Raw genomic sequence first — 23591 nt, 5'->3', positions numbered from 1 at the left:
CGGACCCGGCATCACAGACCGACCCGACGTCACAGACCGACCCGACGTCACAGACCGACCCGACGTCACGGACCGAGCCGGCGTCACGGACCGAGCCGGGATCAGCCGCGCGTCAGCAAGCTCGTCGGGGTCCGCCGGGTGACCTGCTCCACCTCCTGCGCGTTCAACCCCTCCGCCAGATGGGAGACCGCGCCGGTGAACAGCTCCCCCTTCAGGAACGGGAAGTCCGTCCCCAGGACCAGGCGGTCGGCGCCGAACGTCTGCGCGGCCGCGCGCAGGGCCGGCACGTGGCCGTGGGAGACGGTGTCGTAGAACATCCGGCGGGCCGTGACGCTGGGCGGCTCCGGCAGCCCGGACATCTGGTGGTCGGCCCGCTCGGCCAGCATCGCTAGCGCCCCGCCGAGGTGCGGGACGACGATGCGCATCCCCGGGTGGCGGAGCGGGACGCCGTCGACGATGAGCCGCATGGCCGCCACCGTGTCCTCGACCGGCGCGCCGACCGCCCACCGCAGCCTGGGGTCGGCCGCGAACTCCCCCGCCGGGTGCACGAACAGGACGGCGCCACGCCGGTCGAGCTCGGCGTACACGGGAAGGAGCGAGGTGTGCCCGAGCGCGGCGGAGTTGATCGCGACGCCCACCGCGCCCAGGTCGTCCATGGCCCGCTCCAGCTCGGCGGCGGCCAGGCCGGCGTGCGGGAGCGGGAGGGCGGCCAGCATCGCGAAGCGGTCAGGCCACCGCCGCACGGTCTCGGCGTACAGGTCGTTGACGTGGCGGGCGGCGGTCAGCGCGTGGGCCGGATCGGCGAAGTCGGCCGCCTGCGGCGTCGCCGACAGCACCTGCAGGTCGATGCCGGCCGCGTCCATGAGCGACAGGCGCGCGGCCATCTCGGCCCGGGACGTGCCGGCTCCCATGCCGCGCTGGACCGCCGTGGCCGCGCGGCCGCAGGAGTCGAGCAGGTCGAGGTAGTCGTCGGTCCAGAGGTGGGCGTGGAAGTCGACGCGCATCAGTCGTGGCTGGGGAACTCGGCGAGCACGTGCGCGCGGGCGGCGTCGACGAGCACGCCGGGCCGCTCCGGGTCGAGCCCGACGTGCCGCCCGGCCCTCTTGCGCACCTCGCCCGCCACCAGGACGGTGTCCACGTCCCGTCCGTTGCACTGCATGAGCACGTGGGCGGCCGGGTCGGCCAGCGAGCCCGCCTTCACCAGGATGACGTCGGCCTCCTTGCCCGGGGTGAGGCTGCCGATCCGGGCGGACAGGCCGAGGGCCCGCGCGCCGTTCACGGTGGCCATGCGCAGCACCTCGCGCGCCGTCAGCGTCGGGACGCCGGGACGGCGGCGGCCGTCACGGCCCTGCGAGCGCTCCTCCTCGCTGTCGAGGTAGCAGGTGAGCTGGTAGCCGAGGCGCATCTGGCCGAGCAGGTCGGCGTCGGTATAGGTGACGATGTCGCAGCCCCAGCCGACCCGCAGCCCGAGCTTCACGGCCCTGCGCACGATCGAGAAGGAGGAGCCGAGGCCGATCTCGACCGCCGGGGTGGAGGACAGGGTGGCGTCGGCGTCGGCCAGCATCCTGATCTCCTCGTCGGTGACCACGTTGCCGTGCACCGGCACGAGGTCGGGGCCGAGCAGCCCCGCCTCGTGCATCGCGGTGATCTGCCCCGCGTAGTTGGAGTGGATCGTCATCCGCAGCCCCCGCTCGCGGGCGAAGGCCACCTCCTTGGCGCTGGTCGCGAGGTCGACGGTCTCCAGGTCGCTGAGCGCCAGCATGAGCGAGACCCGGTCGTGCCCCAGCCCTTCCTGCACCCGTACGGCGTCCGCGAGCCGCTGGTCGTGGGAGGTGAAGTGGCCTGGGGGCTTGTCGCGCAGGCTGTAGCCGTGCACGCCGCGGATGCCGGAGTCGATCAGCCCGGCCACGGCCATGTCGGAGTGCCGCGGCGTCGCGATGCAGTGGCAGAAGTCGAGCGCGGTGGTGACCCCGTTGCCGAGCAGTTCCCTGCCTCCGGCGAAGCCGCCCGCGTAGACGTCCTCCGGGCGGAACCTGGAGCGGTAGGGCAGCACCGACGTGAAGTACTCGCCGTGCCACAGCTCCGAGGCCAGCCCGCGCAGCACCGTCTGCCACAGGTGGATGTGGGTGTCCACGAAGCCGGGCAGCACGATCATCCCGGTCGCGTCGATCACCTCCTCCGCCTGCACGCCGGGGTCGGCCGGCCCCGCGGAGACGATGGCCGAGCCGTCGATGAGCAGGTCGCCGCCGGGCACGTCGCCGATGGCGTCGTCCATGGTCAGCAGGTGTCCGCCTCTGATCAGGATCGTCATGCTTCCTCTTCCGTGAGTTCGCGCGGCGTGCGCCTGCGGGCGCGCCGCTCCCGCTGGACGACGGGGTCGGGCACCGGCGCCGAGTCCAGCAACATGCGGGTGTACGGGTGGCGGGGCCGCCGGTAGACCTCTTCCGCGCCGCCCTGCTCGACCAGGCTGCCGAGGTGCATCACGCCGACCTGGTGGCTGATCCGCCGGACCACCGCCAGGTCGTGGGAGATGAACAGCAGGCTCAGCGAGAGTTCGCGCTGCAGCTTGAGCAGCAGTTCGATGATCTGGCTCTGGGTGGAGACGTCGAGGGCGCTGACGGCCTCGTCGCAGATGACCAGGCGGGGCCGTACGGCCAGCGCCCGCGCGATCGCCACCCGCTGGCGCTGGCCGCCGGACAGCTCGGCCGGGTAGCGTCCGCCGAGCTCGCGGGCCAGCCCGACCTGGTCGAGGAGCTCGTCCACGCCGCCGGTGCCGCCGTCGTTGCCCGCGCGCAGGGCCAGTGTCAGCGTCTTGGCCACCAGGTGCCGGGAGTTCAGGGAGGCCAGCGGGTCCTGGAAGACGACCTGGACGGCCTGCCGGTACCAGCGGGGCGTACGCGCGCCGAACGCGCCCAGGTCGTGGCCGTCGAACTCGATCGTCCCGGCGGCCGGGCGCACCAGCCTGAGCACCGCCCTGCCCGTGGTGCTCTTGCCGCTGCCCGACTCGCCGACCAGGCCGAACGTCTCCCCCGCCGCGACGGAGAAGCTGACGTCCTTCACCGCGTCGAAGCGGCGGGCCGTCCACAGGGTGCGGCCCGTCTCGTAGCTCACCCGCAGGTTCTCCACGCGCAGGAGCGGCCGGTCAGGCATGGGCACCTCCGGAGGCGGCCAGCAGGGCGGCGGTGTAGGGGTGTTCCGGCGCGGTGAACAGTCCGCCGACCGGCGCCTGCTCCACGATCCCGCCCGCGCGCATGACCGCGACCCGGTCGCACACGTCGGCCACCACGCCCAGGTCGTGGGTGATGAGCAGGATCGTCATGCCGAACCGTTCGCGCAGGTCGAGCAGCAGGTCGAGCACCTGGCACTGCACGGTCACGTCGAGCGCCGTGGTGGGCTCGTCGGCGATGAGGAGCCGGGGGCCCGCGGCCAGCGCCCTGGCGATGACCACGCGCTGGGCCATGCCGCCGGAGAACTGGTGGGGATGGTCGCCGAGCCTGCGCCGGGCGTCCGGCACGCCGACCAGGGTCAGCAGCTCGGCGGCCCGGTCCAGGGCGGCCCTGCGGGACAGGCCCTCGTGGGTGCGCAGCGGCTCGATGAGCTGCCTGCCGATGGTGTGCACCGGTGACAGCGCGGACTGCGGGTCCTGGAAGATCATGCCGATCTCCGGGCCGCGCAGGGTGGCGAGCTCGTCGTCGGGCAGGCCGAGGAGCTCGCGTCCGGCCAGCCGTACGCTGCCTTCGGTCACCGCGCCCGGCGGCGGCAGGAGCCCGGCCAGCGCGAGCGCGGTCATCGTCTTGCCCGAGCCCGACTCGCCGACGAGACCGAAGACCTCACCTTCGGCGATGTCGAAGCTCACGTCCTCGACCACGGTGACCGGTCCGGGAAAGGCGACGCTCAGCGAGCGCACCGACAGCAGCGCCCGCGTGGGTACGGCGGGCACGAGCCGGACCGGCGGCGGCTTCCAGGAGGGCGCAGGTGCCCGCGCCCCGCTCATGGCCTCGCGCAGTCCGTCGCCGATCAGGTTGAACGCCAGCACCGTGAGCATGATGGCGAGGCCGGGGAAGACCGGCAGCCACGGCTGGTCGCCCACGTAGGCCCGCGAGCGGTCCAGCATCTGCCCCCACGAGGCGTCGCCCACGTCCACGCCGAGCCCGAGGAAGCTGAGCATGGCCTCGAAGAGCTGCGCGAAGCCGAGGTAGATGGAGGACTGCACGATCAGCGGCCCCGCCACGTTGGGCAGGATCTGGCCGAACATGATGCGCGGGGCGGACAGCCCGAGCACGCGGGCCGCGTCCACGTACGGCAGTTCGCGCTCGGCCAGGACCATGCCGCGGGTCAGCCGGAGCAGCTGGATGGCGAAGATGACGCTGACGCCCAGCATCGCGTTGGTCAGGCCGCGCCCGAGCAGCGCGATGACGCCGAACGCCAGCAGCAGCGCCGGGATGGAGCTGACCGCGTCCACCACCCGCATGGCCACCCGGTCCCACCAGCCGCCGAAGTAGCCGATGACCAGCCCGGCGGGCACGCCGAGCAGGAGGGCCAGGCCCACCGCCTGCACCGAGGCGCGCAGCGCGATCCTGGTGCCGTAGATGAGCCGGGAGAGCTGATCGCGGCCCAGCTCGTCGGTGCCCAGCCAGTGCGCGGCGCTCGGCCCTTCCAGCCTGCCCGTGACGTTCACGGCCGACGGGTCGTACGGCGCCAGCCACGGCGCGGCCACCGCGGCCAGGACCAGGAGCAGCAGAAACGCCAGGCAGACGACCGTGGCGGGCTGCCGGAGCAGCCGGGAGACGGCGCTCACTGCGGCCTCGCCTTCGGGTCGAGCAGCCCGTAGCCGATGTCGACGGCCAGGTTGATCAGCACCACGAGGCAGGCGACCAGCACGATCCCGCCCTGCAGGACGGGCACGTCGTTGCGCACCACCGCGTCGAGGATCAGCGTGCCCGTGCCGGGGATGGCGAAGACGCGCTCGACCACGAAGCTGACCGCGAGCAGCACGACGACCTCGTGGCCGGCCGCGGTCAGGATCGGCACCATGGAGTTGCGCAGCGCGTAGCGGTAGACGATCCTGCGGCGCGGCGTGCCGACCGCGCGCAGCGCCCGCACGTACGGCGCGCGCAGCGTCTCGGCCATGGCGCCCCTGGTCTGCCGGGCGATCACCGCGGCCGAGTGCAGCCCCAGCGCCACACACGGCAGCACCAGCCCGTACGCCCACATGCCGGGCCCGTCGGCGAACCGGGTGAATCCGAGCACCGGGAACCAGCGCAGCTCCACCGCGAAGAAGAGCATGAGCAACAGGGCCAGCCAGAACCCGGGCATGGCCAGCCCGGCGGAGGTGACCGCGGTGATCAGCCGGTCGATCGCCGAGCCCGCGCGCAGCGCGCCCCAGACGCCCGCGGGCACGCCGACGGCGATCGCCAGCAGGGTGCCGCCGGCCACCATCGCCAGCGTGACCGGCAGCCGCTCGGCGAGGCTGGACACGATCGGCTGCTGGGTGAAGAACGAGGTCCCGAGATCGCCCCTGAACACCTGGCCCAGCCACGACCCGAACTGCACCACCAGCGGCCGGTCGTAGCCCAGCTGATGGCGCAGCAGCGCCCGCTGCGCCTCGCTCGCCCCTTCGCCCAGCATCTGCCGGGTCGGGTCCACCCCGACCCGGGTCAGCAGGAACACCACGACCGACACCAGCAGCAGCATCGGCGGCAGGGCGACCAGCCGGGAGAGGATGAGCTTACGCATGGATGCGGGCTTCCTTGTAGCGGAAGACCGACGGCTCGAACCGGGTCGGCACGATGTTGTCCACCTTGCGCGGGTCCCAGATGAAGGTGATCGGGCGGCTGAAGAAGCCGCAGTCGAGTGCCTGGTCGTGGATGATCTGGGTCATCCGCCGGTACAGGTCCTCCCGCTCGGCGTCCGTGCCGCCGGCCAGCGCCCGCTCGGCCAGTTTCTCCAGCTCCGGGGAGCCGGTCTTGTAGGGGTTGCCGCCGCCGTCCGGGGCGAACCTGTAGGCGTAGTAGTCGAGCGGGCCGGTGCTCTCGCTGTTGCTGGTGTTGTACGCCGCGGGGTACCGGTCGAAGGTGGAGAAGTACTGCGGGATCGACATCTTCTCCACCTTGACCGTGATCCCGGACTCGGCCAGCTGGCTGCGGACCAGCTCGCCCAGCAGCTCGGTGCCGGGGAAGACGGGGAAGGTGAAGCTGACGTCCTTCTCGCCGCTCTCCGCCAGCAGGGCGCGGGCCTTGGTCACGTCACGGGTGTAGCCGAGCACCTGCGGGTTGTAGCCGGGCTGGCCTTCGCTGAAGCGCTGCGGGTAGCTCTCGCCCAGGCCCTCGAACTGACCGTCGAGCAGGGCCTTGGTGTCCAGGGAGTGGCAGACGGCCTGCCGTACGCGGGGGTCGGCGAAGGTGTCCTTGCGGTCGAAGAACAGGAAGTGGTAGCGCAGGCCGGGGTACCACAGCGACTTCAGGCCCTGGGTCTCGGCGCGCTTCTTGTACTGCGCGGCCACCGAGACGACGTCCACCTGGCCGGTGACGAGCGCGTTGTAGCCGCTGTCGTCGTCGGCGATCGTGTGGATCTCCAGGCGGCGCGGGCCGACCTTGTCCGGCTCGTAGTACTTGTCGAAGAAGTCGAGCACGACCTTGGAGTCGCGGATCGACTGGGCGGCGTTGTACTTCCACGGGCCGGTTCCGGCGGGCTGGGTCTTGAACGTGCCGTCCTTGATGGTCTTGGGGCTCAGCATGTAGCCGCCCGTCCTGGCCAGCTGCGCGGGCAGCGCCGGGGCGGGGCGCTTCAGCTTGAGCACCACGTGCGAGGCGTCGGGGGTGAGGATCTCCTCGACCGGCTTCATGATCGTCGCGAACTCGGTCATGCTGTCGCGGATCCGCTCCAGGTTGACCTTGACGGCCTGCGCGTCGAACGGCGTGCCGTCATGGAAGACGACACCGGTCCTGAGCGTGAACTCCACCTGCTCGCCCGTCGCCTTCCACGAGGTCGCGAGCCTGGGCAGCAGTTCGATGCCGTCCGGCGCCTGTTCGACGAGCTGCTCGAAGACGGCGGAGACGTAGGTGTTGTTCGGCTTGTTGAACGGCTCCCAGTCGTCGAGCGTGAAGCCCACGCCGAACCTGAGCGTTCCTCCGGCCGCCGCGGCGGGCGCGGCGGCCGGGCCGGTGTTCTGGGCCGAGCACGCGGTGATCGCCGCGGCCACGAGTGCCGCCGCGACGAGCTTGCGGTAGGACATGACGGCTCTCCTTCTCTAACGGAACGCGGGACCGGCCCAGACGGCGACGCCGCCGACCACGGTCAGCTCGGCGCCGATTCCGGGGATCTCGTCCTCTGGCACGGTGAAGTAGTCCTTGTCGAGCACCACCAGGTCACCGCGCAGGCCCGGCTCCAGCCGTCCGCGCTGGTGCTCCTCGAAGCTGAACCAGGCGCTGCCGCCGGTGCAGATGCGCAGCGCCTCGGCACGGGTGAGCAGGTTGTCCGCCGCCCTGATCCGCTTTCCGCCGATCTCGCGGCCGGAGACGTACCAGTGCATGGCGGTGAAGGGCCGGTAGGAGGCCACCCGCATCGCGTCGGTGCCCCCGCCGACCGGCACGCCCGCGTCGAGCAGGGCCCGCAGCGGCGGCGCCTGGAGCACCGCCTCCTCGCCCCACGCCTCGATCAGCTCGGCCCCCTCGAACCTGAGCATGGCCGGCACGAGCACGCCGGCGCCGAGCCTGGCCACCCGCTCGACCGTGGCCCGGCTCATGCCTTCGCCGTGCACGATCGCCCAGCGCAGCGGCGCGAGCGGGATCTCGGCGTCCAGCCGCTCCCACAGGCCCACGATCGCCTCGATGGTGTCGGCCCTGATGGCGTGGATCTGCACCGGCCAGCGGCGGCGGGCGCAGTCGGCGAAGGTCGCGTACAGGGCTTCGAGCGAGCCTTCCGACAGGTCGGGGCTGCGGGAGAAGCCGTCGTGCACGTTGTAGTGGACGATCTCGCCCATGCCGAGGACCCTGAGCATGTCGTCGCCGAAGCCCGGCGCGAGATAGCGCAGGTAGCCGGGTAGTTCCTCCGGCTCGGCGTGCGGGCGCGAGGCGTGCACGGTCGTGCGCACCCGGACGGTGAGCAGCCCGCGCCGCCAGGTCTCGTAGAGGGCGGCGTACACGTCGGGGCCGGTGTTGGCGCCGCCGCCGTCGATGAGCCCGGTGATCCCGGCGGCGCTGAAGGCGAGGGAGGCGGCGGCCGTGGAGGCCACCTGCTCCTCCGGGGAGGGTACGGGCAGCTGCCAGTACAGCCAGCGCATCGCCGCCATGCCGCGCAGCACGCCGGCCGGATCGACGGCGGCGGCGTCGAGGCCCTCGGCGGCCGCCTTGCCCAGGTCCACCTCGCGCAGAGCGGCGGTGCTGAGAAGACCCCACGAGTAGCCCAGCTGGACGAAGACCGGATGGCCGGGGGCGGCGCGGTCCAGTTCCTCGCGCGTGGGCGCCCTGCGCTCGGCGAACTGCTCGGGATGCCAGCCGCCGATGACCTTGATCCAGGTGCCGGGCGGGCGGTCGGCGGCGGCCTCGGCGATCCGTTCCAGGGCTCCGGCGAGGGTGGGCTCGCGGCCCCACTGGACCTCGTCGTTCCAGGTCAGTCCGGCGCGGACGAAGTGGGTGTGCCCGTCGATGAGGCCGGGCACCACCCTGCGCCGCCCGGCGTCGATCACGGGGACCGCGGGGCCGGCCATCGTTCTGGCGACCGCGTCCTCTCCGACGTATGTCACGCGTCCGTCCCTGATGAGCACGGCGGAGGCCTCGGCGGGCGTCCTTCCGTCCTCGGCGAGCGTGGTCACCAGGGCGTTCATCAACAGCAGGTCCGAAGTAGCCAACTCGGAGGTCCCTTCACACCGACGTTGCGGCTGAGTGTCCATGTGAAGCGAGAGGATGTCAATCGTTTGCTCTAAAGTAGCCGAAAATCTGACTAGTACCCCCTTCCGACAGTGCATTTCTTCAGCGAAATCGATTGCGCAATCGTGGCCACATACGTAACTCATCCGATGCGAACGCGGTATTGGCGGTGTTACCTTCCGCCCGAGGTGAGGCCCGATGCGCAAGCTGGCTGTGCTGCTGGTGACCCTGCTCCTGACCGCGATCCCCGTCCCGCTCCACGCGGCCGCGGGCGCGCAACCTCCCCCGGTGGTCTACCAGCGGGCTGCCCTTCGCGCGGGCACCTCCGAGGGCGTCGCCGCCGGCTCCGCCCTGACCTTCGCCGCGCCCGCCGGCATGATCGAGTACGGCGGCGCGAGCTGGGAGTACGCCCGCTGGACCAGCCGCGACACCCAGGTCGGATTCGGCGCCACCGAGCTGATCGGCTCCTGGACCGCCGACACCCCGGCGGGCACCTGGATCCAGATCGAGCTGCGCGGCACGTCACCCGGCACCAAGTGGTACGTCCTCGGCCGCTGGGCCTACGGCGACGCCGACATCCGCCGCACCTCCGTACCCGGCCAGGCCGACGCGGACGGCACCGTCAACGTCGACACGTTCGCCGCCGCGAAGGGCCGGCCGGTCGACTCCTACCAGCTCCGGGTCACGCTGCACCGCAAGCCCGGCCAGGCGGGCGGGCCCGTCGTGCGGACCCTGGGGGCGATGGCGTCGGCGGTGCCGTACCGGGCGAGCGTGCCCGTCAGCCCCGGCGGCCGGGCGTGGGGTGTCGAGCTCAAGGTGCCGCGGCGCTCGCAGGGCATCCACCTCGGCCACTACCCCGAGTGGGACGGCGGCGGCCAGGCGTGGTGCAGCCCCACCTCGACCGCGATGGTGCTGGGCTACTGGCGCAAGGGGCCGAGCGCCGCCGACCTGGCCTGGGTCGATCCGAGCGACCCGAGCCCCGAGGTCGACTACGCCGCCCGCTACGTCTACGACCTCGACTACGAGGGGGCGGGGAACTGGCCGTTCAACACCGCCTACGCGGGGCGGTACGGGCTCGACGGGTTCGTCACCCGGCTGCGGTCGCTGACGGAGCTCGAACGGTTCATCAAGGCCGGGATCCCGGTGGTCACCTCGCAGTCGTTCAAGAAGGAGGAACTGCCCGGCGCCGGGTACGGGACCGACGGCCACCTGTTCGTCGTCATCGGCTTCACCCGGACCGGCGACGTGATCGTCAACGACCCGGCCAACGCGCCGGCGAACGACGACGCGCGCCGGGTCTACCCCCGCGCCGCCTTCGAGAACGTCTGGCTGCGCAGCTCCAGCAGCGCGGGCATCGTCTACGTGATCCGCCCGCCCGGCCACCGCCTGCCCGCCCGCACCCCCGGCCTGCCCGCCAACTGGTGACCGGCCGGACGCAGGTTCAGTACCGATGACGGATACCGGTACGTAGCACATGCGGGGTTAGCCTCGGCCAACCGTCTTCCCCCCAGGCGGAGGTGTCATTGGCATGAGTCACAAGCCCTGGACTGCGATCGTGGCCCTGGCCGCGATCCTCGCGACGGCCGCTCCGGCCGCGGCAGCCGTACCCCAGCAGCAGTCAGCGACCACCCCACCACCGGCCCAGCAGCAGGCAGACCCGGTCACCCCCGCCGGCGAGCAGCACGCTGCCGACCTCAAGCTGCGCTACGGCGCGGCGGAGCGCACCACCCAGATCCGGCGACCTGGATCCAGCTACATCAAGGTCCACTTCGCCGCGCTCAAGCTCGTCCCCGGCGACTACGTCACCGTCGCCGGCCCCGACCGCCGTGAGGTCCACACCTACTACGGCGACCCGACGCTCGGCGCCAACGTCCGCGGCTCCGGCCACACCGTCCACGGCACGCCGGGCTTCGCCGCCCTGTCCGTCGACGGCGACACGGCCGTGGTCACCCTGCACACCACCGGCCGGCGCTCGGCCGCGCGGCTCGCCGGGCTCGGCTACGGCGCCGTGATCAACCGCTACTACCGCGGCTTCACCGGCGACGAAGCCGCCGCGCGCACCCCCAAGAGCTTCTCGGTCTGCGGCACCGACGCCCGGCGTGACGTCGTCTGCTACCGCGACAGCCACCCCACCGAGTACGCCAGGGGCAACGCGGTCGCCCGCCAGCTCCTCGACGGCCTGGGCCACTGCACCGCGTGGCGGGTCGGCAACACCAACCGCATGCTGACCAACAACCACTGCATGGAGAACGCCGCCGACCTGGCCGCCAGCGAGTTCCAGTTCGACTACCAGTGCGCGACGTGCGGCGGCAACGACCCGCGGGCCGGCACCAAGGTGGCCGGCGGGCAGTTCCTCAAGACCAGCGTGCTCAACGCCCTCGATTACACCCTCTTCAGCGTCGCCGACTTCGCCGCCATCCAGCAGTTCGGCACGCTGTACCTCGACCCGCGCCCGCCCGTCGCCGGTGAGCGGATCTACATCCCCGGCCACGGCGACGCGCGGCCCAAGCGACTGTCGTTGTTCGAGGAGACCCAGGGCGGCGCCACCTGCAAGATCGACGTGGTGTCCTCCGGCGTCAACACCGGCTACCGCTGCGACACCTCGGGCGGCAACTCCGGCTCGCCGGTGCTGGCCGCCTCCAGCCACAAGGTGATCGCCCTGCACCACCTGGGCGGCTGCCCCAACTGGGGCACCAGGATCACCGAGGTCTACAACGAGATCTCCGGCATGATCGACAACAACCCGCCCACCGGAGGCAACGACTTCTCGCTGGCCCTCTCCCCGTCCTCGGCCACCGTGCAGCCGGGACAGACCGCCACCTCGACCGTGTCCAGCGCGGTGACCGGCGGCAGCGCGCAGCAGATCACGCTCGCGGCCTCCGGCCAGCCGGCGGGCGTCACCGCGTCGTTCTCGCCCTCGGTCATCCAGGCCGGCGCGTCCTCGACGCTGACGCTCTCCACCACCGCGCAGGCGCCGACGGGCAGCTACACGATCACCGTCGTGGGCACGGGCGCCTCGGTGACCCGCTCGGCCACGTTCACCCTGACACTCGGCAGCGGTCCGCCGACGGGGTGTCCGGGCTACGAGACGAACAAGACCGGGTCGCTGACCAGCGGCGCCAGCCAGTACCAGCCTGACGGCCAGTACTTCCAGACGACCACGACCGGCCCCCACCGCGCCTGCCTGGACGGTCCCGCGGGCACCGACTACGACCTGTACCTGCAGAAGTGGAACGGCTCCAGCTGGGCCGCCGTCGCCCAGGGCGCCACCTCGGGCCCGGACGAGACGCTCACGTACACCGGCACCGCCGGGTACTACCGCTACCGCGTCCACGCCTACAGCGGCGCCGGCGCCTACTCCCTCGGCTACGACGCTCCCTGACCGATCCCCCTCGACGGCCGCGCCCGGCCTGCCCCCGGGCGCGGCCCTTCCCTTCCATGTGATTAGGTTAGCCTTGCCTAAATCACCCAGAAGGGACGGAACTCGTGAAGCGGATCGATGACCGTGAGCGGTACCTGGAGCGCATCGCGGAGGTCAGAGCGGGGACGATCGCCCGCAAGGTGGCCTACCCGATCCGGATCCGCGAGGTCGAGGTCCTGCGCACCGCCATGGTCGGCAGCGGGCTGATCCGGGTGACCCTGGGCGGCCCCGGCCTGGCCGGATTCGAGGCCCACTCCCCCGACGAGCACGTACGCCTCATCTTCCCCGAGACCGACGGCTCCCTGCGCCTGCCCGAGCCCGACGGCCACATGCTGAGCTGGCCGCGCCCGTTCCCCACCACCCGCAAGTACACGGTGCGCCGCTACGACCCGGCGGCCGGCGAACTCGACCTCGACTTCGCCCTGCACGGCAAGGGCGTCGCCGCCGACTGGGCGCGGAACGCCGCCCCCGGCGCGACCACCCACGTCGCCGGCCCGCCCGGCGGGCTGATCGTGCCCCACTCCTACGACCGGTACCTGCTGGCCGGCGACCTCACCGCGCTGCCCGCGATCGCCCGCTGGCTGGAAGAGCTGCCGGGCACCGCCGCCGGATGGGCCTTCATCGAGGTCGCCGACGCCGGCGAGGAGATCGAGCTGACCGCGCCCGCGGGCGTCGAGGTCCGCTGGCTGCGCAACGGCGACCTCGCGCGGGCCGTCCAGGAGGTGGCGGTGCCCGAGGGCGAGCGGATCTTCGCCTGGATGGCGGGCGAGGCAGAGACGCTGAAGCCGCTGCGCCGCTGGGTCCGCGACCACCTCAAGCTCGGCGCCGACGACCAGGACATCACGGGCTACTGGAAACGCGGCGCCGCCGACTACGACGACCACGAGCACTGATCCACCCACGTTAAGGAAACACCCATGTCTACTGGCCGCACGCTCGGCTCCGTCATGCTCGCACTCGCCGTGGCCACCGCGGGCTGCGCGTCGAACACCGGGAGCCAGCCGCCCGCCGCCAAGACCGCCACCCGCGTCTTCAAGGCCGCCAACGGCGACATCACCATCCCCGCCGACCCCCGGCGCGTGGTCGCGACCGGCTATGCCGTACCCGTGCTGATCGAGGCGGGAGCGCCGCTGACGGGGATCTCGACGTGGAAGCGTGGCGTGCCGCTCATGGACGCCAAGACCCGCGCCGCCTACGACAAGCTGCCGAAGGTCGCGGGCGACACCGCGGCGGAGACCAACTACGAGGCGATCGCCAACGCCAAGCCCGACCTCATCGTCATCGGCGTGCCGACGCCGGTGCTGGCCGACGTCGACCTCAAGCGCCTGCAGTCGATCGCGCCCGTCGTGGCGATCGGGCCGACGGTCCCCTCGGCGTGGCGGGAACTGTCGCAGCGCCAGGCCGACGCCGCGGGCGCGCTGGAGGGCTTCGACACCGCCAGGACGACCTACGAGGCCAAGGCGGCCGAGCTCAGGAAGAAGTACGAGAAGGTCCTGCCGGGGCTGAAGCTCGCCCACGTCGGCGCGTACGGGGAGGTCGGCAAGGGCACCTTCCAGCGCGAGTTCGACAAGTCGTGGGGCACCAACATCGCCAACGACATCGGCGCCGCCTACTACGGCCAGGTCAAGGTGAAGGGCGGCGGCAGCAAGGACGTCAGTGAGTACCCCTCGATCGAGGAGCTGCCCACGGCGCTGGCCGAGGCCGACGTGGTCACCTACTCGGTCGGCCCGGACGGCGCGCCGCTGCAGGCCGTCCAGTACGTGCTCGACTCCGAGCTGTGGAAGAAGCTGCCCGCGGTGAAGGCGGGCAAGGCCTTCGCGATCCGCTACACCGAGGCCGCCACCTACGGCCAGGCGCTGCTCACCCTGGACGCGCTCGACAAGTCGCTGGCGCCGCTGGCCGCGCGATGACACTCGCCGCACGCGCCGGGACGATCACCGGGCGCGGCGCGGTGCTCGTCGCCGGAGTGGCCCTGCTCGCGCTGGTCGCCGTCGTCAGCGTCGGCGTCGGCGCCCACGCCGTCGCGCCCGCCGAGGTGGTGCGCGCGCTGTTCGCCTTCGACGGATCGCCCGACCACTCGATCGTGCGCGACGTCCGGCTGCCGCGCGCGCTGCTCGGCGTGGGCGTCGGCGCCGCGCTGGCGGTGGCGGGCGTGCTCATCCAGACGCTGTCGCGCAACCCGCTCGCCGAGCCGGGCGTCCTCGGCGTCACCGCCGGGGCCGGCTTCGCGATGACCGTGGGCGCCGCGCTCGGCCTGGCCACCACGCCCGCCTCGGAGCTCGCGCTGTCCGGCGGCGGCGCGGCGCTGGCCGCGGTGCTGGTGTACTCGGTGGGACGCGCGTCGCCGCTGCGCCTCGTGCTCACCGGCGTCGCGCTGAGCGCGGTGCTGGCCGGGCTGTCGCTGGGGCTGCGGCTGATGCTGCCCGACGTCTTCGACCGCTTCCGGTTCTGGTCGATCGGCTCGCTGGCCGGCCGCGAGAAGGACCCGTTCGCGCTCACGCTGGTGCTGATCGTCCTCGCCGTCGCCGGGGCGCTGCTGCTCAGCCGTCCGCTCAACGCGGTCGCGCTCGGCGAGACGGTCGCGCGCACCCTGGGCGCGAGCGTCACCCGGGTACGGCTGGCCGCGCTCCTGTGCATCACCGTGCTGGCCGGGGCGGCCACCGCGGCGGCCGGGCCGATCCTGTTCGTCGGCCTGATCGTGCCGCACGTGGTCCGGCCGATGGCCCGGGGTTCTGTCCCGTGGCTGACCGCGTTCGCGGCGGTGCTCGGGCCGATCCTGCTCCTGGTCTCCGACATGGGCTCGCGGGTGCTGCTGCCGACGGGCGAGGTGCCGGTGGCGATCGTGACCGCGTTCCTCGGCGGCCCGGTGCTCATCTGGGCCGTGCGGCGCTACGGGGCGGGGACGCTATGAGTGTCGTCGTCGGGCGCTTTGGGGTGGGGACGCTGTGAGCGTCGTCGTGCTGCGCGCGGGCGGGCGGTCGGTCCGGGTCGAGCGCCGGGCTCTGGTGCTGTCTGCGGCGCTGGCCGCCTTGATGCTCGGGGCCGGGCTGCTCGGCCTGTGTTACGGCGCCTCGTGGGCGACGCCAGGCGAGGTGCTGACCGCGCTCGGCGGGCAGGGCGAGTCCGTGGTGGTGATCAGGGACTGGCGGCTGCCCCGGGTGCTGGCGGGCATGGTCTTCGGCCTCGCGCTCGGCGTGGCCGGGGCGATCTTCCAGAACCTCACCCGCAACCCCATGGGCAGCCCCGACGTGATCGGCCTCGACGCCGGCGCCTACACCGGCGCGCTGGTCGCGCTCACGGTCTTCTCCGGCGGCTCCGTCGTGCTCGCGACGAGCTCGGTGATCGGCGGGCTGGCCGTGGCCGCCATGATCTACCTGCTGTCCTCGGGCGGCGGGCTGTCGGGGCTGCGCCTGGTCGTGATCGGGATCGCGGTCAGCGCGATCGTGACCGCCTTCAACTCGTGGATCGTGCTGCGCGCCGAGCTGGAGGTCGCGATCGCGGCCGTGGGCTGGAGCGCGGGTTCGCTGAACGGCGTCGACTGGGCGGACCTGCCGGTTCCCTTCGCGATCATCGGTGTGCTACTGGCCCTGATGACGGCCTGGTCGCACACCATGCACCAGGCGGCGCTGGGCGAGGCGGTCGCGAGCACGACCGGTGTCGGGCTGGGCCGGCTGCGGCTGCTCATGGTGCTGGTCGGCGTCGGGTGCACCGCGACGGTCACCTCGGTGGCCGGGCCGATCGTGTTCATCGCGCTGGCCGCTCCCCAGATCGGGCGCCGGCTGGCGGGAGCGGCCGGGGTTCCGCTCCTGCCGGCCGCGCTCACCGGCGCGGTCCTGCTGCAGGCCGCCGACCTGGCCGCGCAGATGCTGCTGGCCCCCGAATCCCTGCCGGTCGGTGTCGTCACCACCGCGATCGGCGGCTGTTACCTGATCTGGCTGCTGGCCAAGGAGGTGAGGCGAACGTGACCTCTGATCGGAGTGCCGGCCAAGGAGGTGAGGCGAACGTGACCGAGGTGCGTCTGCGGGCCCAGGAGCTGGAGCTGCGCTACGCCGACCGGGTGGTCTCGACCCGGTTGAGCCTGGACGTCCCCGACGGCGCGTTCACCGCGATCGTCGGCGCCAACGCGTGCGGGAAGTCGACGCTGCTGCGGGCGCTCGTGCGGCTGCTGCGCCCGGCCGAGGGGAACGTGCTGCTCGACGAGCGGGACGTCGGGTCCTACGCGGCCAAGGCACTCGCCCGCTCGCTCGGGTTCCTGCCCCAGGATCCGCTGGCGCCGGAGGACATCAGGGTCAGGCAGCTCATCGGGCGCGGGCGTTTCCCGCACCAGCCGATGTTGTCGCTGTGGTCGGCGGAGGACGAGAGCGCGGTCAGCGAGGCCATGACGACCGCGGGCGTGGACGGCTTGGCCGACCGGCCGGTGAACGAGTTGTCGGGCGGGCAGCGGCAGCGGGTGTGGGTGGCCATGGTGCTCGCGCAGCGCACGCCGTACCTGCTGCTCGACGAGCCGACCTCGTTCCTGGACATCGCGCACCAGTACCGGCTGCTGGCGCTGCTGGCGCGGCTGCGGGACGAGGGGCGCACGGTCGTCGCCGTGCTGCACGACATCAACCAGGCGTGCCGGTTCGCCGACCATCTGATCGCGATGAAGGACGGGCAGGTCGTCGCCGAGGGCGCGGCGGCCGACGTGGTGGACGCCGCGCTGATCAAGGACGTCTTCGACCTGCCCGCCGTCGTCGTGCCGGACCCGGTGACCGGCACGCCGATGGTCGTGCCTACGCTCGACGGCCGAACAGGGCCATCCGGCTGATCATCGCGTCGGCGGCGAGGTGGTAGCAGACGCTCACGCAGCCGAGCAGCTCGGCGGGCGTGGTGAAGGTGCCGGCGAGCGTCTTGTCGGCGATCCTGCGCACGCCCGGGATGAGCGCGCCCAGCTCCGCCGCGGGCGTGCTCGGCATGTCGATCTCCAGCTCCAGCACGTCGGGCATGCGCAGCGGCGCCAGGTCTCCCGCCCCGCGTACGGTCGCCGCCGCGGCCTCCCGGATCTGCCGCCTGGCCTCGGTCGGGGACAGGCTGTCGGCCGCGGTGTGCCCGTGGGCCACCTTGACCGCGACGGTGCGTACGCCGGGGAAGGCCTTCTCCGCGACGCCGCAGATGACGTCGTCACCGGTGAGCAACCCGATCGGTACGCCGACCGCGGCCGCCTGCAGCGCGTTGACCTCGGCCTCCGAGACCGGGCTGCCGTTGAGCCGCACCTCGTAGAAGTGTGAGGAGTAGGTGTGGGAGAGCACGCCCGGTGAGCCGGCGGCGGCGTGGTAGCCGAGGAACATGGCCACGTCGTGCTCGGCCGAGATGCCCTCGGCCATGCAGTCCAGCTTGGGCGTGCCGAAGATCAGCCGGGCGCGGGGGTCGAGCTCCTCGTGCAGCAGGTTGTCCATGGTGCCGTGGCTGTCGTTGATCAGGACGCTGTCGGCGCCCGCCTCGAACGCGCCCTCGATCGCGGCGTTGGCCTCGGCGGTCATCAGGCTCTGCGAGCGGGGATAGCCGTGGCCGCCGCGGACGATCTGGTCCATGGTCGCGATGCCGGAAATGCCCTCCATGTCGATGGAGATGTAGACCCGCACTGACTGCTCCTTTCGTTGGCCGCTGTCGCAGCGTGTCACCCTAGAAGGCGGCGGGCTTTGGCGCGTTGGCCGAACCTTCGCGCGCGGCTTCGGCGTACCGCACAGCGCTGGGGATCACGAACGCGGCGCCCACGGCGAGCAGCCCGAGCAGCGCGGACAGCAGGTAGGTGGACACGAAGCTGCTCTCGGCGGGGATCCCGGCCACGCTGCCGCCGGCCAGCACCATGGCGCCCACCTGCGCGCCGAAGGTGCCGCCGATGCTCTTGGCGACGAAGACCACGCCGCTGACGCCGGCCGCCCGTTCCCCGGGCACGTCGGCGGCCACGACGTTGAGGACCGCGGTGAGCCCGATGCCGCCGCCCAGGCCGGTGACGGTCACCCCGGCCACGATCTCCCACGGGGAGCCGTGCCAGAAGGCGAGCATGGCCGTGCCCACGGAGACCAGGACGGCGCCGAGCACCAGCACGGTACGCCGCCCGAGCACCCGGGTCATCGGCCCGACCAGTGGCGCGATCACGGTGCCCGCGACGCCCAGCGGGAACATGTAGAGCCCGATCCACAGGGTGTCGGCGCCCATGCCGTACCCGGTGTTCGCGGGCAGGGACAGCATCATCGGCAGCGCGACCAGCAGCCCGAAGGAGGCGAAGCCGAACACGAACCCCATCGCGGTCACTCCGGCGGAAGAACGTCCGGCCAGCAGGCGCAGGTCCACGAGCGGTTCCCTGCTGCGCAGCTCGACGAAGGCCCACAGTCCCAGCGTCAGGGCCGCGCCGGCGAACAGGGCGAGCGCGGCGGGATCGGTCCAGCCCCAGCTCGACGAGGTGGTCAGGCCCAGCATGAGCAGGGCGATCCCGCCGCCGAGCAGCAGCCCGCCCGGCCAGTCGACGCGGCCGCGGGCGTCGCGGGGCGTGGCGGGCACGGCGATCCAGGCCCAGAGCGCGGCCACCAGCGCGCCGCCCAGGGTCAGGAAGAACAGGCTCCGGTAGCCGAGCGCGGTGATGAGCGGCCCGGACAGGATCAGGCCGATCGCGCCGGCGAGCGCGGCCGTGCCGATGACCAGGCCGTTGCCGGTGGCGCCCTGCTCGGGTTCGAGGGTGTCGCGGAACAGCCCGACGGTCAGCGGCAGCACGCCCAGCCAGACGCCCTGTACGGCCTGGCCGGCGATCAGCACCTGCACGTTGGGCGCCAGGCCCGAGATGAGGGCGCCGGCGCTGGTGATCGCCATCAGGATGAGCAGGACGGTCCGCTTGTCGTACATGTCGGCCAGGCGGCCGGAGATCGGCGTGCTGATCGCCGAGCTGATCAGCCCGCCGGTGAAGATCCACGCGATCTCGCCGGGCGAGGCGGACAGCTCTCTCTGGATGAGCGGGAGCGCGGGCGAGAGCATCGTCTCCAGCAACTGGAAGACGCCGATGAACAGCACCGGAGGGCCGATGATGCCGAAGCCGGATCTGGACATGGTCCTGCCTTTCGGGGGGTGACCTGGCTATGCCGGGCCGAGCACCCTGGAGGTGACCAGGGAGCGCGCGGCGTCGGCGAAGAACTCCTCCGAGCTGCCGTGAACGCCGAGGATGACGGCCTGACCGAGCCCGGACAGCAGCGCCTTGAGCGCGCGGGCCAGGCGGACGGCCTGTTCTCCGGTGACCGGTACGCCGTCGTGTTCGCGACCGGTGAGGTGGCGTACCAGGTCGGCCTCGGAGGCGTTGACGGCGGTGTTGAGCTTGGCGAGCAGGTTCGCGTCGTTCAGCACGAGCTCCAGCAAGCGGACCTCGAACAACAGCAGCCCGGCGGCCTCCGGGTCGGCCGACATCCGCCAGAACTGCCGGGCGATGGCGTCCACGACCTCCTCAAGCGGGCGGTCAGGCGGGATCCGCTCGACCGGCCGCCGGTCGAGCGGGCCGGTGTAGTCGTCGATCATCGCGACCATCAGCCCGTCCTTCCCGCCGAACAGCGAGTAGACGGCGCCGGTCGTGAGCCCGGCGAGTTGCGCGATCTCCTCCAGCTTCGCCCGCGCGCCGTCCCTGCCGACGACCTCCCGTGCGGCGTCGATCAGCGCGCGCTTGTTCGCGGCCTTGCTTTCCGCCCTGGTCAGTCGCATGGTGTCGGGTCTCCCGGAGTTGAGTGAGCGAAACGATAATCTAGATTATTAGAATAATCCAGATTATCTTTGCGTGCATGAACGTCGACGCATACATGAACCAGGTGCCCGACCACGCCGCGTTCCCGTCCGTGGATCAGATGCACGCCGAGCTCGACCACCTCGCCGCCACCCACCCCGACCTGGTACGGCTGCGCCACATCGGCACCTCCCGCCTGGGCGAGCCGCTCCGCGTGGCCACGATCGGCGCCGGCCCCCACGAAGCGGTCATCATCGGCGGCCCCCACCCCAACGAGCCCATCGGCTCCCTCACCGTGAGCAACCTGCTGCGCCGGCTCATCGACGACCCGTGGCTGCGCGAGGAGTTCGGCTACCGCTGGCACCTCATCCCCTGCGTCGACCCGGACGGCGCCCGGCTCAACGAAGGCTGGTACGCGCGGCCCGGCGACCGGCGGGCGTACGCCGAGCACTTCTACCGCCCGTGCGAGGCCGACCAGGTCGAGTGGACGTTCCCGCTGACCGGCGACGGCTACACCTTCGACCGCACGCTGCCGGAGACCGAGGCGCTGATGCGGCTGATGGACGAGGTGAAGCCGGACTTCGTCTACTCCCTGCACAACGGCGAGCTCCAGGGCGCCTTCTACTACCTCAGCCGCGAGCTGCCCGGCCTGGCGGAAGAACTCGCCACCGTCGCCTCCGGCCGGGGCCTGCCGCTGCACATGGGCCCGCCGGAGATCCCGAGCGCCAGGCAGATCGGCCCGGCCGCCTACATCACGCCGCGCGGCGCCGAACTGGGCGAGGTCTACGGCATCGGCGGCGGCAGCGTCGACTACGCCGACCGCTTCGGCGCCCTGCACCTGGTGACCGAGCTGCCCTACTGGGCCGATCCGGCCGTCTCCGACCAGACCCCGACCGGCCAGGTGTACGGCGACACGATCGCGGCTCACCTGGCGTCGCAGCGCGACCTGATCGCCGAGCTGAGGCGGTCCATGGCCGCGGTCGGGGCCGACCTGACCGTGACCTCGCCGTTCCGCCGGTCGATGGAGGACTTCGTCGCCACCCACGACGCCTACATCTCCGAATGGGAGGGCTTCCCCGGCACCGACCGGCCGGCCACGGTCGCCGAGGTCGTCGGCAACGAGCAGCTCAAGCACAGCATGCGGCTGCGCTATGGCGGCACCTTGCTGCGGATGCTGGACGCCGAGCTGGCGGCGGGCAACCCGACCCCGGCCATCCGGGCGGAACGGGCCCGCGTGCGGGCGCTCTTCGACGCCTGGTTCGCCGAGGCCGACGCCGGGTTCACCGCCACCCCGATCCCGATCCGCACGCTGGTCGCCGTCCAGCTCGGCGCCGCTCTGCTGGCCGCGGAGGCCGCCAAGGGCCCGGACCCGGCGTAATGACCGATGTTGTCGAGGTTCTGTGCGGTTGAACGGGGCCGATATGTCTTGCGAGGCGACCCAGAGCTACGGAAGGATCACACAACCTCAGTAAGACCAGCAGCGAGGAGGCTGTTGTGGACCCCCAGGCCGGCATCGACCGTTTCGGTTACCAGCAGGAATTACGCCGCGGGGTAGGGCTCGCCGACCTGGTCTTCTACGGCCTGGTCATGATGGTGCCCATCGCACCGTTCGCCATCTTCGGCCTCGTCTACTCGCGATCGGGCGGCATGCCGGTCATGGCGTACCTGGTCGGCGTGGTCGCGCTCCTGTTCACCGCCATGTCCTACGCCCAGATGGTACGGGCGTTCCCGCTGTCCGGATCGGTCTACAACTACGCCGGCCGCGGCATCGCCCCGCCCGTCGGGTTCATGACCGGATGGGCGATCCTGCTGGACTACCTGCTGGTGCCGAGCCTGCTCTACCTGGTCGCCTCGATCGCCATGAACTCCACCCTGCCCGGCATCCCGGTCTGGGCCTGGCTGATCTTCTTCGTCGCCGTCAACACCGCCATCAACCTGCGGGGCATCCGCATGACGATCACCATCACCAAGGTGATGATCGTCGCCGAGCTGGCCGTGCTGGCGCTGTTCCTGGCGGCCGGGGTCTGGGCCCTCATGCAGGGCTACGGGCGCGGGTTCAGCCTGGCGCCGCTGTTCAACCCGGACACCTTCTCCTGGCCGATCGTGTTCGCCGCGGTGTCGGTGGCGGTGCTGTCGTTCCTCGGCTTCGACGGGATCAGCATGCTCGTCGAGGAGTCCACCGGCGGCTCCGAGCAGGTGGGCCGGGCGATGCGCATCGCGCTGCTGCTGGCCGGAGTGCTGTTCATCGCCCAGGTCTGGGTGGCGGCGCTGCTCGTACCCGATCCGCAGGGTCTGCTGACCAGCGCCAGCGGCACCGCCTTCTACGACACGGCCCAGGTGGCGGGCGGCGAGTGGCTGAGGCAGGTCACCTCGACGGCCACCGCCATCTCGTGGGGCATCGCCAACACGCTGGTCGCGCAGGTCGCGGTCTCCCGGCTGCTCTACGCCATGGCCCGCGACCGGCAACTGCCCTCGTTCCTGGCCAGGATCTCGGTCAAGAACGCCGTGCCCACCAACGCCATCCTGCTCATCTCGGCGCTCTCCGTGGGTCTCGGGCTGTGGATGGCCACCCGCCCGGACGGCGTCGACTTCCTCAGCAGCCTGATCAACATGGGCGCGCTGGTGGCCTTCATCGTCCTGCACCTGTCGGTGATCGTGCACTACACGATCCGCGGCCGGTCCACGAACATGTGGGCGCACCTGGTCGCGCCGCTGATCGGGCTGGGCGTGCTCGTCTTCGTCGTGATCCACGCCAACGTGATGGCGCAGGTCGTCGGCCTGATCTGGTTCGTGGTGGGCGGCGTGGTCCTCGGCGCCCTGTACCTGCTCGGCCGTCCGCCCACCCTACGGCCGAGCGCGCTGACGAAGGAGCCGGTGTGAGCGCGGAGGTCCCGCCGCCGCTCTACCAGGACCTCTTCATCGTGTGCCACCACGAGAACGGCAAGCCGCTCATCCACCGCTCCTCCATCTCCCTCGGGCTGGCCGGGGCGGTGCTGATCGACCTGGCCCTGTACGGGCGCGTCCGGCTCGACGGCCGCGCCGTGGCGGTCACCGACCGCACCCCCACCGGCGACCCGGTCGTCGACGCGTACGCGGGGGCGTTCCTCCGCGAGCGGCCGGAGCTGGACGCGGTGACCTGGGCCAAGACGGTCGCGGCCGACAGCTACGACCGGGCCAGGCGGCAGCTCGTACGCGTCGGCCTGCTGACGGAGGTGACCGGGCGGCGGCTGGGCATGCTGCCGTACACGCGCTACCGGGCCGACATGGCCTCGATCGTGCGCGCCTCGACCGACGTGCGCTCCGCGGTGAGCGGCTGGCGGGAGATGGACGCGCGCGGCGCCGCGCTCTGCGGCCTCGTCCTGGCGCTGCAGGTGCACACCGAGCTCTACATCGGCCAGTCGCCGGCCCAGCTGACCACGACCCTGCGGACCATCGTCAACGAGCACTCGCCTCAGGTGAAGGAGCTCGTCGGCCTGTTCGAGACGCTGATCGGCGAGGCGGCCGTGGCCGTGTACCGCTGAGCGGCGCCGCCGTACGATCACTTCACGCGAAACCCCTCACAGGA

At 72.0% G+C, this 23591-nt stretch carries 20 protein-coding genes; 10 read left to right on the top strand and 10 right to left on the bottom strand.

All coding sequences use genetic code 11. The features are described from left to right. Window positions 1–101: 101 nt before the first annotated feature. From ACIBHY_RS11040 to ACIBHY_RS11010, 7 genes are read right to left on the bottom strand one after another with little or no spacing between them, the layout of a single operon-like run. The gene (locus tag ACIBHY_RS11040; protein WP_397252316.1) at window positions 102–1004 is read right to left on the bottom strand and encodes an amidohydrolase family protein; all 903 of its coding nucleotides are present in this window, start codon (window positions 1002–1004) and stop codon (window positions 102–104) included. Beyond that, window positions 1004–2311 carry an amidohydrolase family protein gene (locus tag ACIBHY_RS11035; RefSeq protein WP_397306607.1) on the bottom strand — a complete coding sequence of 436 codons (1308 nt, stop codon included), beginning with the start codon at window positions 2309–2311 and terminating at the stop codon, window positions 1004–1006. Before ACIBHY_RS11035 ends, ACIBHY_RS11040 begins: the two co-directional genes overlap by 1 nt. Beyond that, entirely contained in the window at window positions 2308–3150 is an 843-nt protein-coding gene (locus ACIBHY_RS11030; RefSeq protein ID WP_397306606.1) for an ATP-binding cassette domain-containing protein, read from the bottom strand. The genes ACIBHY_RS11035 and ACIBHY_RS11030 overlap by 4 nt, the downstream gene beginning before the upstream one ends. Next, a complete protein-coding gene (locus ACIBHY_RS11025) occupies window positions 3143–4798 on the bottom strand; it encodes a dipeptide/oligopeptide/nickel ABC transporter permease/ATP-binding protein (protein ID WP_397252313.1) in 1656 nt (551 codons plus the stop codon). The genes ACIBHY_RS11030 and ACIBHY_RS11025 overlap by 8 nt, the downstream gene beginning before the upstream one ends. Further along, a complete protein-coding gene (locus tag ACIBHY_RS11020) occupies window positions 4795–5736 on the bottom strand; it encodes an ABC transporter permease (RefSeq protein ID WP_397252312.1) in 942 nt (313 codons plus the stop codon). Before ACIBHY_RS11020 ends, ACIBHY_RS11025 begins: the two co-directional genes overlap by 4 nt. After that, the gene (locus tag ACIBHY_RS11015) at window positions 5729–7234 is read right to left on the bottom strand and encodes an ABC transporter substrate-binding protein (protein WP_397306605.1); all 1506 of its coding nucleotides are present in this window, start codon (window positions 7232–7234) and stop codon (window positions 5729–5731) included. Before ACIBHY_RS11015 ends, ACIBHY_RS11020 begins: the two co-directional genes overlap by 8 nt. A 15-nt stretch (window positions 7235–7249) precedes the next feature. After that, on the bottom strand, window positions 7250–8848 hold the full coding sequence (locus tag ACIBHY_RS11010) for an amidohydrolase (RefSeq protein WP_397306604.1): 1599 nt from the start codon (window positions 8846–8848) through the stop codon (window positions 7250–7252). A 217-nt stretch (window positions 8849–9065) separates the two neighbouring features. Between ACIBHY_RS11010 and ACIBHY_RS11005 the strand changes: the two genes are divergently transcribed. From ACIBHY_RS11005 to ACIBHY_RS10975, 7 genes are all read left to right on the top strand, one after another. Continuing rightward, window positions 9066–10292 (top strand): C39 family peptidase, encoded by a 1227-nt coding sequence (locus ACIBHY_RS11005; protein ID WP_397306603.1) that lies wholly within the window; start codon window positions 9066–9068, stop codon window positions 10290–10292. A 103-nt stretch (window positions 10293–10395) separates the two neighbouring features. After that, on the top strand, window positions 10396–12249 hold the full coding sequence (locus tag ACIBHY_RS11000; RefSeq protein WP_397252308.1) for a trypsin-like peptidase domain-containing protein: 1854 nt from the start codon (window positions 10396–10398) through the stop codon (window positions 12247–12249). A 104-nt stretch (window positions 12250–12353) separates the two neighbouring features. Further along, window positions 12354–13181: a siderophore-interacting protein gene (locus tag ACIBHY_RS10995; RefSeq protein ID WP_397306602.1), complete on the top strand. Its 828-nt coding sequence runs from the start codon at window positions 12354–12356 to the stop codon at window positions 13179–13181. 24 nt (window positions 13182–13205) lie between these two features. Next, window positions 13206–14198, top strand: coding sequence for an ABC transporter substrate-binding protein (locus ACIBHY_RS10990; protein ID WP_397252306.1), 993 nt, complete (start codon window positions 13206–13208; stop codon window positions 14196–14198). After that, on the top strand, window positions 14195–15199 hold the full coding sequence (locus ACIBHY_RS10985) for a FecCD family ABC transporter permease (protein WP_397306601.1): 1005 nt from the start codon (window positions 14195–14197) through the stop codon (window positions 15197–15199). Before ACIBHY_RS10990 ends, ACIBHY_RS10985 begins: the two co-directional genes overlap by 4 nt. Window positions 15200–15233: 34 nt before the next feature. Further along, complete coding sequence (locus tag ACIBHY_RS10980; RefSeq protein ID WP_397306600.1) at window positions 15234–16253, top strand: FecCD family ABC transporter permease; 1020 nt, start codon at window positions 15234–15236, stop codon at window positions 16251–16253. Between the two features lie 38 nt (window positions 16254–16291). Further along, entirely contained in the window at window positions 16292–17095 is an 804-nt protein-coding gene (locus ACIBHY_RS10975) for an ABC transporter ATP-binding protein (RefSeq protein WP_397252303.1), read from the top strand. On the opposite strand, the gene ACIBHY_RS10970 is transcribed toward ACIBHY_RS10975, so the two are convergent. Genes ACIBHY_RS10970 through ACIBHY_RS10960 form a run of 3 tightly spaced genes read right to left on the bottom strand, consistent with a single transcriptional unit; the run spans window position 17061 to window position 20007 of the window. Then, complete coding sequence (locus tag ACIBHY_RS10970; protein ID WP_397252302.1) at window positions 17061–17909, bottom strand: M55 family metallopeptidase; 849 nt, start codon at window positions 17907–17909, stop codon at window positions 17061–17063. The genes ACIBHY_RS10975 and ACIBHY_RS10970 overlap by 35 nt on opposite strands. Window positions 17910–17949: 40 nt before the next feature. After that, window positions 17950–19368, bottom strand: coding sequence for an MFS transporter (locus ACIBHY_RS10965; protein ID WP_397252301.1), 1419 nt, complete (start codon window positions 19366–19368; stop codon window positions 17950–17952). A 27-nt stretch (window positions 19369–19395) separates the two neighbouring features. Next, window positions 19396–20007: a TetR/AcrR family transcriptional regulator gene (locus tag ACIBHY_RS10960; RefSeq protein ID WP_397252300.1), complete on the bottom strand. Its 612-nt coding sequence runs from the start codon at window positions 20005–20007 to the stop codon at window positions 19396–19398. A gap of 77 nt (window positions 20008–20084) precedes the next feature. On the opposite strand from ACIBHY_RS10960, the gene ACIBHY_RS10955 reads away from it, so the two are divergent. The 3 genes from ACIBHY_RS10955 (at window position 20085) to ACIBHY_RS10945 (ending at window position 23547) form a co-directional block, all read left to right on the top strand. Continuing rightward, window positions 20085–21404 (top strand): M14 family zinc carboxypeptidase, encoded by a 1320-nt coding sequence (locus tag ACIBHY_RS10955; protein WP_397306599.1) that lies wholly within the window; start codon window positions 20085–20087, stop codon window positions 21402–21404. A gap of 116 nt (window positions 21405–21520) precedes the next feature. Further along, the gene (locus ACIBHY_RS10950; RefSeq protein ID WP_397306598.1) at window positions 21521–22906 is read left to right on the top strand and encodes an APC family permease; all 1386 of its coding nucleotides are present in this window, start codon (window positions 21521–21523) and stop codon (window positions 22904–22906) included. Continuing rightward, a complete protein-coding gene (locus ACIBHY_RS10945) occupies window positions 22903–23547 on the top strand; it encodes a GPP34 family phosphoprotein (protein WP_397252297.1) in 645 nt (214 codons plus the stop codon). The genes ACIBHY_RS10950 and ACIBHY_RS10945 overlap by 4 nt, the downstream gene beginning before the upstream one ends. Window positions 23548–23591: the final 44 nt, after the last annotated feature.

The sequence above is a fragment of the Nonomuraea sp. NPDC050547 genome, from assembly GCF_044457345.1.
Taxonomy (GTDB): domain Bacteria; phylum Actinomycetota; class Actinomycetes; order Streptosporangiales; family Streptosporangiaceae; genus Nonomuraea.
Note: the sequence above shows the minus strand (reverse complement) of the source record. Positions and strands in the feature narration are given on the sequence as shown.